14 protein-coding genes and 1 pseudogene are annotated in these 13,457 nt (G+C 67.7%); 13 read left to right on the forward strand and 2 right to left on the reverse strand.

Annotated elements, in window-relative coordinates; all coding sequences use genetic code 11:
• Positions 1 to 712: HNH endonuclease signature motif containing protein (locus tag G6017_RS01055; protein ID WP_182615491.1), on the forward strand; the 712-nt coding region annotated here is incomplete at its 5' end.
• 32 nt (positions 713 to 744) lie between these two features.
• Here G6017_RS01055 and G6017_RS01060 read toward each other — a convergent pair.
• A complete protein-coding gene (locus tag G6017_RS01060) occupies positions 745 to 2,154 on the reverse strand; it encodes an NYN domain-containing protein (protein ID WP_182615493.1) in 1,410 nt (469 codons plus the stop codon).
• Positions 2,155 to 2,254: 100 nt separating this feature from the next.
• Here G6017_RS01060 and G6017_RS01065 point away from each other — a divergent pair, with 100 nt between their 5' ends.
• Complete coding sequence (locus G6017_RS01065; RefSeq protein ID WP_182615495.1) at positions 2,255 to 3,115, forward strand: mycofactocin-coupled SDR family oxidoreductase; 861 nt, start codon at positions 2,255 to 2,257, stop codon at positions 3,113 to 3,115.
• Positions 3,116 to 3,244: 129 nt separating this feature from the next.
• Here the strand turns inward: G6017_RS01065 and G6017_RS17175 are convergent, their stop codons facing one another.
• Positions 3,245 to 3,376 carry a hypothetical protein gene (locus G6017_RS17175; protein ID WP_259846053.1) on the reverse strand — a complete coding sequence of 44 codons (132 nt, stop codon included), beginning with the start codon at positions 3,374 to 3,376 and terminating at the stop codon, positions 3,245 to 3,247.
• 337 nt (positions 3,377 to 3,713) lie between these two features.
• On the opposite strand from G6017_RS17175, the gene G6017_RS01070 reads away from it, so the two are divergent.
• The 11 genes and pseudogenes from G6017_RS01070 to G6017_RS01120 form a co-directional block, all read left to right on the forward strand.
• A complete protein-coding gene (locus G6017_RS01070) occupies positions 3,714 to 4,955 on the forward strand; it encodes a fatty acid desaturase family protein (protein WP_182615497.1) in 1,242 nt (413 codons plus the stop codon).
• Positions 4,956 to 5,123: 168 nt separating this feature from the next.
• Entirely contained in the window at positions 5,124 to 5,720 is a 597-nt protein-coding gene (locus G6017_RS01075) for a TetR/AcrR family transcriptional regulator (protein WP_182615499.1), read from the forward strand.
• Positions 5,721 to 6,220: 500 nt separating this feature from the next.
• Positions 6,221 to 6,445 carry a Flp family type IVb pilin gene (locus G6017_RS01080; RefSeq protein ID WP_182615501.1) on the forward strand — a complete coding sequence of 75 codons (225 nt, stop codon included), beginning with the start codon at positions 6,221 to 6,223 and terminating at the stop codon, positions 6,443 to 6,445.
• A gap of 101 nt (positions 6,446 to 6,546) precedes the next feature.
• Positions 6,547 to 6,933 carry a TadE family protein gene (locus G6017_RS01085; RefSeq protein WP_182615503.1) on the forward strand — a complete coding sequence of 129 codons (387 nt, stop codon included), beginning with the start codon at positions 6,547 to 6,549 and terminating at the stop codon, positions 6,931 to 6,933.
• 32 nt (positions 6,934 to 6,965) lie between these two features.
• A complete protein-coding gene (locus tag G6017_RS01090) occupies positions 6,966 to 7,865 on the forward strand; it encodes a pilus assembly protein TadG-related protein (RefSeq protein ID WP_347237920.1) in 900 nt (299 codons plus the stop codon).
• A gap of 25 nt (positions 7,866 to 7,890) precedes the next feature.
• Positions 7,891 to 8,598, forward strand: a complete 708-nt coding sequence (gene cpaB / locus G6017_RS01095; protein WP_182615506.1) for a Flp pilus assembly protein CpaB — start codon at positions 7,891 to 7,893, stop codon at positions 8,596 to 8,598.
• Positions 8,595 to 9,836, forward strand: coding sequence for a CpaE/TadZ family protein (locus tag G6017_RS01100; protein ID WP_182615508.1), 1,242 nt, complete (start codon positions 8,595 to 8,597; stop codon positions 9,834 to 9,836). Before cpaB ends, G6017_RS01100 begins: the two co-directional genes overlap by 4 nt.
• The gene (locus tag G6017_RS01105) at positions 9,833 to 11,350 is read left to right on the forward strand and encodes an ATPase, T2SS/T4P/T4SS family (protein WP_182615509.1); all 1,518 of its coding nucleotides are present in this window, start codon (positions 9,833 to 9,835) and stop codon (positions 11,348 to 11,350) included. The genes G6017_RS01100 and G6017_RS01105 overlap by 4 nt, the downstream gene beginning before the upstream one ends.
• A complete protein-coding gene (locus G6017_RS01110) occupies positions 11,347 to 12,303 on the forward strand; it encodes a type II secretion system F family protein (RefSeq protein ID WP_241731315.1) in 957 nt (318 codons plus the stop codon). The genes G6017_RS01105 and G6017_RS01110 overlap by 4 nt, the downstream gene beginning before the upstream one ends.
• A 40-nt stretch (positions 12,304 to 12,343) precedes the next feature.
• Complete coding sequence (locus G6017_RS01115) at positions 12,344 to 13,234, forward strand: type II secretion system F family protein (RefSeq protein WP_182615513.1); 891 nt, start codon at positions 12,344 to 12,346, stop codon at positions 13,232 to 13,234.
• A gap of 20 nt (positions 13,235 to 13,254) precedes the next feature.
• Positions 13,255 to 13,457, forward strand: a pseudogene (locus G6017_RS01120) (prepilin peptidase); the annotation flags it as partial.

A 13,457-nucleotide genomic window follows, 5' to 3' on the forward strand; every position in this document is an offset into this window, starting at 1 on the left:
CCCGGCCGGACTCGCGCCCGGGCCGCAGATCAGACCGACCATCACCATCCTGGCCCCTCGCGGGCCCGGCGAGGAGCCCGAGGTATACCTCCCGCGAGGCGGCCCCGCGTCGATCGACGCCCTCATCGCTCTGCTCGCCCGCAGTGTCGGCGCCCACATCTCCCTCCCCGACCCCGAGGCCGGGTCCGCGGACTCGGTCCGCGGTGCGCGCCGCTACCGGATCAGCGCCGAGCTCGCCCGCCGGATCCGGCTACGCGACGGCACCTGCCGTCACCCCGGATGTTCGGTCTCCGCCGAGGACTGCGACGTGGATCATGTCGTGCCGTTCGACCATTCCGAACCGGACCGGGGCGGCCAGACCGTCGAGGCCAATCTCATGTGCCTCTGCCGGCGGCACCACAGGTTCAAGACCTTCCACACCTGGTACTACCGACTCCTGCGCGACGGGACGCTGACCGTCGTCACGGAGAGTGGTCACACCATCACCACCCTCCCCGGCGGCCCCCTGGCCAAGTGGCGGGACCGCACGTGCAACGGGTCCGAGGCGCCTCCCGGACCCGGCTCCCCCGACCGACCCTGGCTCCGCTCCCGGCCCCTCAGCACCCACTGGTACAGGCGGGCGTGCCGGATCGCCGCGCAGCGACGCGAGAACGCGGCCGCGGCTCGGGATGACGGGCTGGTCGGTGACGACCACGACCCCCCGCCCTTCTGACGCCCCGGCGCCGACGCCCTTCACCCGCCCGGTCAGCGGTGCTTGAGCAGAACCGCGCGGATCCCCTCATGGAATCCGTCGCGCAGCCGAACCCGCTGCGCCTCGGTCAGGGTGAACTCGTTGAGCATCTGACAGGCGAACTGCAGTAGAGGGCGGTCCACCGCCGGTGGGAGCACGCCCCCGGAGAGCAGGTGGGCCTGGTCGCGCTGCTCCTCGGTGGCGGCCTGCTCGTACCACCAGGTCGCGTACTGCTGGCCCACGTCGAACGGGGTCTGCTCGCCGGACGAGGTCCACACCTCCTCCGAGAGGGGCACGAACTTGGAGCGGAGCGGGCGGCGGTGAGGGGCCATCATCGACGGGCTCGGTCGCGACGACCCGTTGGGCGGGGGGCCCGGCGTCGAGGTCCTGGCCTGCGCCCGAGCCGGGGACGGCGGCTGCGACTGGGGCTCGGATTCCTGGCGCTCGGATTCCTGGGGCCCGTCTTCCCGGGGCCCGCCCTCCGAGCGCCGGGGCCGGTCCGGCGACTGTGGCTGGGACTCCGGCTGTGACTCACGGACCTTCCCCGCCGGCCCCGCTCCGGCGCCCGGCTTCGCACCGCGCCCGTTCACGGGCATCGATCCCGCGGCGGTCTCGGCGCCATCGATGTCAGCAGCATGGATCTCGGAGATCACCGCGCAGTCCTGTTCATCTGCCGCCCGCTCCTCGGCGTCGGCGGCCCACTCCTCGTCGGCGATCGTCAGGCTGGCCTCGTCGGCCACCGAGGTGGCGGACGCGCGATCGGACCTAAGATCCACCTCGACCATCCCCACCGACTCCTCGCCGACCGGCTCGCTGGCGTCGTCTCCGGGCGCGGTGGGCCGCTCGGCGGACGATCGCACCTTGGGCGGGATCGGCCCCTCCAGAACCCTGATCTGCATGGCGTCGTGGAAATCGGTGCGCGGATCCAGCACCGAGGTCGTGTCGCACGCGTGGCGCAACGCGGAGGAGATGGAATCCCAACCGAACCCCACCAGGTGCATCCGCACACCTGCATCCACCGCCACCCGGACCCCCGGGATCATGTCGGCGTCCCCGGTGACCAGCACCATGTCGGAACACTGTCCCTTGTAGGCGGCCTGGATCATGTCCGCGACCAGAAGTGTGTCGACGGCCTTCTGGGTTCGGCGCTCGCCCCATTCGATCAACTGACCCGCGCGCAGCTGAACGCCCTCGATCACGCGGAGCGTGCGCTGGTACCGGTGCGGGCCGGAATCCGGGATCCCGTCGTACCAGTTCTGTCGTTGGACCGGCTGGTCCACGAGACCGTGGGCGACCTGATCTAAACGGTGCACGACCGTGGCCAGGGATATCTCCAACTGACCGCGCGCACCCTCCTCCCAAGAGTTGTAGAAGCTAGCTAGTAGATACGAGGTATCCACTAGAACCAGTGTCCGTTCAAGCATGATGATCACTACCTATCACTTTGTCTACGTTGGACTTCCAGCATGCCGCAGGGCGGACGACCCCGCAGGGCCCGCCACCGATCACAGAAGGACACCCACCATGTCGAGCCCCACCGCCACCCCTCCCGAGCTGACCGGAAAGGTCGTGCTGGTCACCGGGGCCGCCCGGGGGCAGGGCCGGGCCCACTGCGAGGCCTTCGCGGCCGCCGGGTGCGACGTGATCGCCCTGGACCTGTGCCGCGACATCGAGACGGTCCCCTATCCGATGGCCCGGCCGGAGGACCTCCGGGCCACCGCGGAAGCCGTCCGGGCGCTGGGGCGCAGGTGCGTGACCGCGGAGGTCGACGTCCGCGACCTGCCCGGGATGCGGGAGGCCGTCGATGCCGGGGTCGCCGAACTGGGCGGACTCGACTTCGTCGTGCCCAACGCCGGGGTGTCCCCCCAGCCCTCCGCCTCCTGGGAGCGCTCAGAGGAGGAATGGGACTCCACCCTGGACATCAACCTCAAGGGCACCTGGGTCACCACGACGGCCGCGATCCCCCACATCCTGGCCACCGGCCGGGGCGGGTGCGTCGTGATCATCAGCTCGATGGTCGGCCTTCGCGGCGCACCGTTCACCGCCAGCTACACGACCTCCAAGTGGGCGGTCCGCGGGCTGGCCAAGTCGCTGGCCGGCGAGCTCGGCTTCTCGGGCGTGCGGTGCAACTCCATCCACCCCGGCAACGTCCGCACCCCCATGATCGAGAACCCGTCGATGATCGCCATGATGACCGGGGGCGAGGGCACGACGCTCGAGGACGCGGCCGAGACCTTCAGCGGGATGAACCAGCTGCCCGAGCCGTGGGTCGAGGCGTCGGCGATCTCGTCGATGGCCGTCTACCTGTGCAGCGCCGCCGGCGCGGGGATCACCGGGGCCTCCATCCCGATCGACCTGGGAGGAAGCGAGAAGTTCGGGTTGTGACGGCTCGGGCTCGGGGCGCGGACCTGTGCCGAGGGCAGGAAATGCACTCCGGCCCGCCTCTCGGATGAGAGGCGGGCCGGGGTAGCGAGCCGGTTCAGGGGGCCAGGTTTCTCACCTGGCCGCGCCTGATCAGGTGGACGGCGTGGGCGCCACCGGGCGGGGAACGCTGACGGTCGAGCCGGTGGCGGTCCACACCAGGGTCCAGAAGATGTCGACGATGGGCTGGATGGCCTGCAGGAAGATGTCGTTGGCACTGCTCATGATGTGTCCCCTTGTGATCCGTACTGAAAGCGTACTTGCGTATCTGGCGGTCTGGTGGTCCCCGTTGCCGCCGGACGGGCTCCAGCAATTCCCTCGAGCCCCCCGCGGCGCGTGACAACCCCTATGTCGCCGCGAACCCGGTCGACGTTACACAACCGTGACAAACGATGTGGCATCGACAGGCTCCGCCGCTGGCCAGAGCGCCGTAGCCTCGACCCGAGCGGGGTTCCCACTCCCCTAGTCGAGGCGCCCCGCCACGGGCCGAGGTCGAGCCTCAAGTGTGACCCAACCAACTAAACCCTACCTACGCGACCGTAAGTTACGGTACCGTAGGTTCATGGCTATCACGGACATCCCGGAATTCGCACACCTCTCCGAGGCCGACATCGAAGCCCTCGGTGAGGAACTCGAGCAGATCCGCCAGGACATCATCGGTTCCCTCGGCGAGCGGGACGCGACCTACATCCGCAACACGATTCGCTTCCAGCGCGCCCTCGAGGTGGGCTCTCGTGCACTGCTGATGGTCGGGTCGCGCAACCGCACCGCGTGGGCCATTGGCGCAGGCGCACTCGGGCTCTCCAAGATCGTCGAGAACATGGAGCTCGGACACAACATCATGCACGGGCAGTGGGACTGGATGAACGACCCGGAGGTCCACTCCACCACGTGGGAGTGGGACATCGTGGGCACCGCCGAGCACTGGAAGCAGACTCACAACTACATCCATCACAAGTACACCAACATCGTCGGCCTCGACGACGACGTCGGGTACGGAGTGCTCCGCGTGACGCGCGACCAGCGCTGGCACCCGTTCTTTTACGGCAACCTGGTCTACAACGCGGTGCTCGCGCTGCTGTTCCAGTGGGGCGTCGGTATCCAGCATCTCGAGCTGGGCAAGGTCGCGAAGGGGCGGGACGACCGCCGCGAGACCATGAACAAGCTCGGCCTGTTCGCCAAGAAGGCCGGGCGCCAGCTCGCGAAGGACTACGTGTTCTACCCGGCGCTCTCGCGCAAGGGCTGGAAGTCCACGTTGACGGCCAACCTCGCCGCCAACGGCATCCGTAACGTGTGGACCAACGCGGTGATCTTCTGCGGGCACTTCCCCGACGGCGCCGAGAAGTTCACCAAGAAGGACGTGGAGAACGAGACGCGCGCCGAGTGGTACCTCCGGCAGATGCTCGGCTCCGCCAACCTCACCGGCGGGCCGGTCATCGACTTCCTCTCGGGCAACCTGTCGTACCAGATCGAGCACCACATCTACCCCGACATGTCGTCCAACCGTCTGGCCGAGGCGTCGGTCCGGGTTCGCGAGGTCTGCCGCAAATACGACCTGCCGTACGTGGCGGGCCCGCTACCCGTGCAGTACTTCAAGGCGTGGCGCACCATCGCCAAGATGTCGCTGCCCGACCACATGCTGCGGCGCACGGCCGACGACGCCCCGGAGACGCACTCCGAGCGCATGTTCGCGGACCTGCCCAAGCCTCTCCCGGCGCAGGAGGAAGGACAGCGGGCCGGCCTGCAGACGGCACTCAAGTACTCAGAGAAGCGGCGCGCCCGCAAGGTCGCCTCGGCGGCCTGACCCGCCCGGCCTCCCTCTCCACGCCCCGACACCGAAACCGGTGTCGGGGCGTGGAGTTGTTTCGATCCAGGAACGGGATCCCGGCGATAGGCTGACCCTCTAGTCGGCAGCGGCCCGCGCTACAGCGGTCGAGCTGAAGGCCTGTGAACCACGACGACGGGAGCCACCATGGAGGACCGGCGCATGCTGATCGCCGATTCGGCGATCGAGGTGGTGGCCAGGGACGGCGTCCGCGCGCTGACCCACCGCGCCGTGGACTCCGAGGCCGGACTGCCCTCCGGCTCGACCTCCTATTATTGCCGGACCCGTGCGCAACTTCTCTCACTCACCGTCGACAGGCTCACCTCTCTCCTGCGAGGGTTCGTCGAGGTGTCCGGGATCCAGGAACTCGCCTCTTCGGACGCCGACGACGTCCTGTCGATGCTCACGCGGATGATCGAAGGCCTCCTCGCCGACTACCGCGGCGAGTTGGCGGCCCGCTCCGCGCTCATCATGGAGCTCACCGGCAAGGACGACACCACCGATCTCGTGGCCGCCCTGCTGGACCCGAGCGACCTTGCCGGGGCCCTCGACGCCGCCGGACTGCGCGACCCCGCCGCCGCCGCCCTGGACATCCTGGCCGTGTACGAGGGGCTGCTCTGGGAGCGCACAGTGGGCCGGTTGGCCGGCGCCGAGGTCGACAACGAGCACGACGCCGACCTCCTGGGGTCCGCGCTCTCGCGCCACGAACATCGCGGTGGACGCCTCTTCGGCCTCCTGCGCTGAACCCACGCTCCTCCGGGGCACCGATTCGCACTACTCCCATGCCCAGATGCGGCGCGTTGTTGACGCGTGTCCAGACACGGGACCACGTTCACTTAGGTTTACCTAGCTATCCTTCAGTGTTCTCACAGGCTATAGTTTCGGCCCAGAAGCACCATGACGCGTCAGTCATCTGTCGTGACTGCAGGATTCGTGCCTCTGCCACCCCTCTGCCCGAAACCTCTAACAGCCGGCGACAACCACTGTGCGGGTCCATGTATGCGGTGTTCAGTTGCTTTCCCGAGCTGCTCCCGCCTCGCCGGGCCCGCTCGGCACACCAGGACCGAGCCGGACCGGTTAGTGCTCGGCCGGAGCAGCAGGGAGAACTGAGGCATCGAATTAATCAGTTTGTTTTGACAGTCGGCGTTCATGTGTCATAGTGATTCTCGTCACTGATTCGAAACGAATCGGACGCACCCCTCCCCTCGGGTCGACCGACCCCCGCACCAGAAGGACGGTTCATCATGAGCCAGGCAGCTTCCTACTTCTTCACCCTCTACGCACTCATCAACGACCGCCTGGACGAGCGCAAGGACCGCGGTGCTACGGCCGTGGAGTACGGCCTGATGGTCGGGCTGATCGCGGTCGTGATCATCGTGGCCGTCACCGCGCTGGGCGGTCAGCTCAACACCTTGTTCGAAGGTGTTCGCGACTCGTTCATCGGGGTCAACGAGGCCGCGGCGGGTTAAGACTTCGTCTGAATATTGGCTTCGGCGCAGCGCCTCATTCGGGGCGCTGCGCCGAAGCTAACTATCCCCTCTGCCCTCCCCCTCCCCCTCGAGGATTCGCCATGACCAGATCCCTCCGTGACCGCGGAGCCGCGGCCGTGGAGTTCGCACTGGTCGTCCCGATTCTGTTGACGCTCGTCATCGGGATCATCGAATTCGGCCGGGCCTACAACATCCAGACCACGCTTTCCAACGCCGCTCGTGACGGCGTTCGCGTGATGGCGCTGCAGAACGACGTTGACGCCGCCAAGTCGGCCGCGACAGCAGCCGCGATCGGATTGGGCATTCCCGAGTCCGACGTCGAGGTGACACCTGCTAACTGCGCACCCGAGGACTCGACCCCCACCGCGACAGTCACCGTCACCTACCCCTTCGAATTGCTCAGCGGGTTCCTCCCGATGGGCGACTTCACCCTCACCGGCACCGGGAGCATGCGATGCAACGGGTAGACGCGATTCGGGCAGGCAGCGACCGAGGAGCCGTGAGCGTTCTTGTCGCCCTGCTGATGGTTCCCCTCATCGGGTTTGCCGCCATCTCGATCGACATCGCCGCCGTTCACTCCGACAAGCAGAAGTTGCAGATGGGAGCCGACGCCGCCGCTCTGGCGATCGCCCAGGATTGTGCCAGGAGCGACTGTGGGACCACACGGGCCAGAACAACCGCCCGGCAGCTCGTCGACATGAACGCCTCCGCGGCCGAGAACTCGGTGTCGGTGGACCTCGTGGCAGCAGCCGGCAAGGTCACCGTCGACACGTCCGGTACCCGAGAGCACTGGTTCGCACCTGTTCTGGGAATCAACGAGTCCGAGGTCGGAGCCGTAAGTACCGCGGGGTGGGGTTCGCCGATCAGCGGTACGTCTGCCCTTCCGCTCGCCTTCTACGTGTGTGAGTTCTGGGCGCAGACCGGCGGAGGGATTCCGTCGGACAAGATCGAGCGGACCATCGAGTTCACCAAGACCTCCAACACGGACTGCCCCGTTCCCTCGGGGAACCTGGTTCCGGGAGGGTTCGGCTGGTTGGCCCCGAATGCGGGAACCTGTCAGGCATTCACCAGGATCGGTCAGGAAGTTCAGGGAGCCCCCGGCAACAAGGGGGGTACGAGTTGCATGTCGTCCCTCCACAACAAGACGATCCTTCTTCCCCTGTTCGACTCGTACCGCGGCCAAGGCAACAACGCCTACTACCGCGTCTACGGGTACGCGGCATTCACGATCACCGGCTACCACTTGTCCGGCGCGAACTGGAACAGCCCGTGTAGCGGCAATGAACGGTGCATCAGTGGCTACTTCACAGAGTTCCTCGATCGTTCAGACGACTTCGAGTACGGGCCGAGCACGCAGAATCTCGGCGCCACTGCCGTCTACCTCCTCCCAAACGAGTAAGTGAGCTGAAGTGAACCGTCGTGTCGTGGCAGTAGCCGTCGCCGTCCTCCTGGCGCTCCTGGGCGCTGTCCTCCTGCTGCGCTACGTCAGCGCAGCAGACGAACGGGCCATGGCGGACCTCCAGCCGGTGAGCGTCCTGGTCGCGACCGCGCCGATCAGCGAGGGAACCCCTGCGTCCGCACTCGGCGAGCTGGTGGAGCTGCGAGAACTTCCCGCCACGGCTGTGGGACCGAATTCGGTGACCGACCTCCGGGAGCTCGGAAACATGGTCGCGGCCACCGATCTCGCTGCCGGGGAACAGCTTCTGGCCGGGCGTTTCGCGTCACTGCAGTCCCTCCAGCAGTTCGGCGGCATCCCCGCACCGGAGGGATTCCACCAGGTGACGATTCCTCTGAACTCGCCCCAGGTCGTGGGCGGAACCATCACCCCCGGGGACACGGTGGGTGTCTTCGCCACGATCGGAGACCAGACCCACCTGCTGCTCCACAAGATCCTCGTACTGCGCGTCCAGGGCGGGTTATCTCCCTCCGCGTCCGAAGAGGCCGGTTCGACCGATCCCGCAGACGCCCCGGTTCACGACGGCGGCGCGATGGTGACTTTGGCACTCACGGCCCCGGACGCGGAAAAGGTCGTCTTCTCGGGAGAGAACGGCTCGATCTGGCTCTCCCTCGAGGACTCCGCCACACCGGAGGACGGCACCCGCATCGTCAACCCGGGGAACGTGTACCGATGAACAACATTCTGCTGGCCACCGACTTCGTCGACCTCCGCGACCGGTTCCGGGCCGCCACCGGCCAGTCGATACCGGCACTGCCCCCGGGCCCGCTCCCGGAAAGCCCAGCGCAGCTGTTCCAGCAACTCGGCGGTGGGGAGATCCCCGAGGTCGTCGTGATCGACGAGCGCTCCGGGACAGAAGCCGCCCTCGCGCTGGCCTCGCGGCTCGATGTCGAGTGCCCCGGTATCGCAGTGGTCCTGGTCAGCGACCGGGTCGCCGAACTCGGACTCGCGGCCATGCGGGCGGGGGTGAGCGACATCGTCCCCACCGAATCGGAGGAGGACGAGATCCGAGGGGCACTTGATCGAGCCATCAGGGTCACCCGACAGCGCGCTCCGGCCGGACACGGGGATGGCACCGACGCCGGCGCGGGCCCGCAGTCGCGGCGCGGGCAGGTGATCAGCGTGGTCTCGCCCAAGGGCGGCGTGGGCAAGACAACCATCGCCGCCAACCTGGCCGTCGGGCTTGCCCGGTCCGCACCACATTCCACGGTGCTGGTGGACCTGGATCTGCAGTTCGGAGATGTCGCCAACGCTCTCAACCTCACACCCGAACACACCATCGTCGACGTGGTGCAGGGAGCGGCCGCGCGCGACTCGATGGTGCTCAAGACGTTCCTCACCCAGCACGACACCGGCCTGACCGTGGTGTGCGGACCGAACTCCCCGGCCGAGGCCGAACTGGTGGGCGTATCGGAACTCACCCATCTCCTCCAGACGCTGGCGGCGGAGTTCCGATATGTCGTCATCGACACCGCCCCGGCACTGACAGACCACACCCTCGCGGCCCTCGATATGACCGACGACCTGATCCTGGTCACCAGCATGGACGTTCCCGGAGTGCGGGGACTGCGCAAAGAACTGGACATTCTCCGTGACCTCGGGATGGGCTTCGACCGCCGCCACGTGGTGGTGAACTTCGCCGACACCCACAGCGGGCTCACCCGAGCGGATGTAGAGGCGACGATCGGTACCGGTGTGGACCTCGTCTTGCCTCGCTCGCGGGCGGCTGCGGTATCCATCAATCAGGGGGTTCCGCTGATGCAGAACGAGGTCCGCGATCCCATGACCAAGAAGCTACGACGCCTGGTGGATCGCTTTGCCCCTGCGCCCTTGAAGGAGCCCGGGCCCGCGGCGACCAAGCTCGGTTCCCGACTCGGAGGCCGTCACCGCCTGCGCCGAGGAGGCACACGATGAGCCTGAGCGACCGCCTGCGCGCCGCCCGAGGCGAGAGCGCCGCGCCCGAACTCGCCCCGGGCGACCCGGCCACAACGCCGGCCATCACGCCTGCGCGGGAGACCTCGATCGCTCCTGGTCAGAGCGGTGCCACCGTACCTCCGCGAGCCATCCCGGCTACCGCGCCACCGCAGACCATCAGGGTCACCCAGCCGGCTTCCCCGGTTCCCTCGGCGCTACCCGAGCCCGACGCGTTGATCGCCCTCAAGGAGCGCGCGTCCGCCGCGCTGTTCGAACGGGTCGGGGCCAGGCTCAACAACCCGTCGCTCACCGAGGATCAGCTCCACGCCCTGGTGCGCACCGAGCTCAACAAGGTCGTGGAAGACGAGACGGTCCCGTTGACCGCTGAACAGCGGCTGCGGCTCATCAGCGATATCCAGGACGACGTCCTGGGGCACGGTCCGCTGGAGCGACTACTGGCCGACCCCACGGTCACCGAGATCATGGTCAATGGCCCGGACATGATCTACGTCGAGCAGAGGGGGCGGCTCACCCGGAGTTCCGCCCGTTTCACCTCCGAGGAGCACTTGCGTCAGGTCATCGAGCGGATCGTCTCCCGGATCGGGCGACGAATCGACGAGTCCTCCCCTCTGGTCGACGCCCGCCTGGCGGACGGCTCCCGCGTCAACGCCGTGATCCCCCCGCTGGCGGTCAACGGCTCCTCGCTGACCATCCGTAAGTTCTCCAAGGATCCCTTCAAGGTCAACGACCTGATCGGGTTCGGCACCCTCACCCCGGAAATGGCCGAGCTCCTGCGGGCCTGCGTCCAGGCCCGGCTCAACATCATCGTCTCCGGCGGCACCGGCAGTGGAAAGACCACGCTGCTCAACGTCCTGTCCTCGTTCATCCCCGAGTCCGAGCGCATCGTCACCATCGAGGACGCGGTCGAGTTGCAGATGCAGCAGGATCACGTGGTCCGGTTGGAGGCCAGGCCCGCGAACATCGAGGGCAAGGGCGAGATCAGCATCCGCGATCTCGTACGCAACTCCCTGCGTATGCGCCCGGACCGGATCGTGGTGGGCGAGGTCCGCGGCGGCGAGACCCTGGACATGCTCCAGGCCATGAACACCGGTCACGACGGGTCACTGTCGACCGTCCACGCCAACTCCCCGCGCGACGCGGTGGCCCGCCTCGAGACCCTGGTTCTGATGGCGGGGATGGACCTTCCGTTGCGGGCCATCCGGGAGCAGATCGCCTCCGCCGTGGACGTGATCATCCAGCTGACCCGATTGCGCGACGGCACCCGGCGGGTCACCGCGGTGACCGAGGTCCAGGGGATGGAAGGGCAGACGGTCACCCTGCAGGACGCGTTCCTCTTCGACTACTCCGCAGGTCTGGGACCCGACGGCAAGTTCCTCGGCAAGCCGATCTCCACCGGGGTGCGCCCTCGCTTCACCGACCAATTCAAAGAAATGGGCATCACGCTCTCGCCGCGGGTGTTCGATGTTCCCTCACCCCCCGGGAAAAGCCGATGAACGAGTCCATGGGCCAGGTCCTGGCCTCCCCGGCCGGACTCGGGGTGGCAGCACTTTCTCTGGCGCTGCTCATCGGCGCTCTTCTCGTGCTCTCCCCGCGTCCGGGCCGTGTCCCTCGCGCCCGACGTCGACCGGGCGTTCACGAGGGGCCCGGGATCATCTCGCGCACGGCGACGGCGGCCACCTCGGCCATCGACACCGCCTTGAGCCGCCGCGGCGCACCGGGGGCCGGTGCGCTGGAACGCGCCGGGGTCAAGATGGGCCTCCAGGACTTCGTCTTCCTGGTGGGCGTCGCCGCAGTGGTGACCTTCGCACTGGGGCTTGTCGCTGTAGGGCCGGTCACCGGACTCTTCCTGGCCGCGCTCACTCCGATCGGTGCCAAGTTCGCGCTGGACATCCGCGCCTCCCGTCGCCGGGCCGCCTTCGCCGACCAGCTGGACGACTCGTTGCAGCTCATGGCCAGTAGCCTGCGGGCCGGCCACAGCCTGCTCCAGGCCCTGGCCTCCGTTGCGCGAGAGGCCGAGGAGCCCACCTCGGAGGAGTTCGCCCGCATCATCAACGAAACCCGGGTCGGCCGTGATCTCGCCCCCGCACTGGAGGAGACCGCCCGGCGCATGGGGAGCGAGGACTTCGAGTGGGTCACGCAGGCCATCGCGATCAACCGCGAGGTCGGCGGCAACCTGGCCGAGGTGCTCGACGGGGTCGGTCACACCATCCGCGAGCGGAACCAGATCCGCCGCCAGGTGAAGGCGCTGGCCGCCGAGGGCAAACTCTCGGCCTACGTCCTCATGGCACTGCCCTTTGGCATTGGCGGCTTTTTGTTCGTGAGTAATCCCGAGTACATCTCCAAGTTCACGGAGGGCCTCCTGGGTTACACGCTGATCGGCGTCAGCGTGGTGTTGCTCGTGGTTGGTGCGCTCTGGCTGCGCAAGGTCGTCAACATCAGGTTCTGAACGCATCGAGCGTTCTGGAAGGAGGCATGCCGTGGCACCGATGGCCCTGTTCGCCGTCTCGGTCCTGGCGGTGGCGGTGTTCCTGCTGAGCTGGGCGGTGCTCGCCGGACCCGGCCGGGCGCGCCAGCGCACGGTGCTCAACCTGACACGCGGGATGTACCCGGAACACCAGGTGGTCGACGAAGCGGCGCCAGACGATGAGGAGACCGCCAACGCACTGGCCAGGGTCGCGCGGAAACTCACCCCGGCGCCGTCGGTCCGGATGCTCGAGAAGCTGCAGATCAAAGCCGGCAGACCTCAGGGGTGGCCCCTCGAGAAGCTGCTGGTAGCCAAACTCGTGCTGGGCATCGGGGTGGCGCTGTTGAGCGTAGCGTTCGTCTCCAGCACCACCGGGGCGCTGCCGTTGTTGATGGCGGTGGCAGTGACCCTGGTCTGCTACTTCCTCCCAGAGCTCCTACTGCACAGCCGCGGCCAGGAGCGCAGCCAGGCCATCCAGCTGGAACTGGCCGACACCCTGGACCAGATGACCATCGCGGTGGAGGCCGGGCTGGGTTTCGACTCGGCCATGGCCCGCGCGGCGAAGAACGGCAAGGGCCCACTCGCCGATGAGTTCACCCGCACCCTGCAGGAGATCCAGGTGGGCCAACTGCGCCGGCACGCGTACGAATCGTTGGCCCGCCGCACCGACGTCGCCGACCTGCGCCGATTCGTCCGCGCCATCATCCAGGCTGACGCCTACGGCATCTCGATCGCCGACGTGCTGCGCACCCAGGCCTCGGAGTTGCGGAGCAAGCGCCGCCAGCGCGCGGAGGAGAAGGCCATGCAGATCCCGGTCAAGGTGATCTTCCCCCTGATGGTGTGCATCCTGCCGGTACTGTTCATCGTGCTCCTGGGCCCGACAGCGATGAACATGATGGAGGCCTTCTCCTAGTGGCCGTCACCCTCACGCCAGTGACCGTGCTCCTCACCGCGGTGGTGTGCGGGGCACTCGCCGCGGCGCTGACCGGGTGGATCCGATCCATCGCAGACTCCGACTCCCGCTGGCTGCGCTCCGGTCTCCACGTGGGCCTGGCCGCCGCCGGTGGGGCGGGAGCCGCCGGGCTGGCCGGCACCGTTCCCGAGCTGGTCGCGTTCGCGGCGCTCGCGGTGGCCTG

Source organism: Dietzia sp. B44, from assembly GCF_014145245.1.
GTDB lineage: Bacteria > Actinomycetota > Actinomycetes > Mycobacteriales > Mycobacteriaceae > Dietzia > Dietzia natronolimnaea.

What these genes read in the sequence shown, in the direction of transcription:
- G6017_RS01060 (WP_182615493.1), bottom strand. Translation starts at nt 2,154, where the DNA reads ATGCTTGAACGGACACTGGTTCTAGTGGATACCTCGTATCTACTAGCT.
- G6017_RS01065 (WP_182615495.1), top strand. Translation starts at nt 2,255, where the DNA reads ATGTCGAGCCCCACCGCCACCCCTCCCGAGCTGACCGGAAAGGTCGTG.
- G6017_RS17175 (WP_259846053.1), bottom strand. Translation starts at nt 3,376, where the DNA reads ATGAGCAGTGCCAACGACATCTTCCTGCAGGCCATCCAGCCCATCGTC.
- G6017_RS01070 (WP_182615497.1), top strand. Translation starts at nt 3,714, where the DNA reads ATGGCTATCACGGACATCCCGGAATTCGCACACCTCTCCGAGGCCGAC.
- G6017_RS01075 (WP_182615499.1), top strand. Translation starts at nt 5,124, where the DNA reads ATGGAGGACCGGCGCATGCTGATCGCCGATTCGGCGATCGAGGTGGTG.
- G6017_RS01080 (WP_182615501.1), top strand. Translation starts at nt 6,221, where the DNA reads ATGAGCCAGGCAGCTTCCTACTTCTTCACCCTCTACGCACTCATCAAC.
- G6017_RS01085 (WP_182615503.1), top strand. Translation starts at nt 6,547, where the DNA reads ATGACCAGATCCCTCCGTGACCGCGGAGCCGCGGCCGTGGAGTTCGCA.
- G6017_RS01100 (WP_182615508.1), top strand. Translation starts at nt 8,595, where the DNA reads ATGAACAACATTCTGCTGGCCACCGACTTCGTCGACCTCCGCGACCGG.
- G6017_RS01105 (WP_182615509.1), top strand. Translation starts at nt 9,833, where the DNA reads ATGAGCCTGAGCGACCGCCTGCGCGCCGCCCGAGGCGAGAGCGCCGCG.
- G6017_RS01110 (WP_241731315.1), top strand. Translation starts at nt 11,347, where the DNA reads ATGAACGAGTCCATGGGCCAGGTCCTGGCCTCCCCGGCCGGACTCGGG.
- G6017_RS01115 (WP_182615513.1), top strand. Translation starts at nt 12,344, where the DNA reads ATGGCCCTGTTCGCCGTCTCGGTCCTGGCGGTGGCGGTGTTCCTGCTG.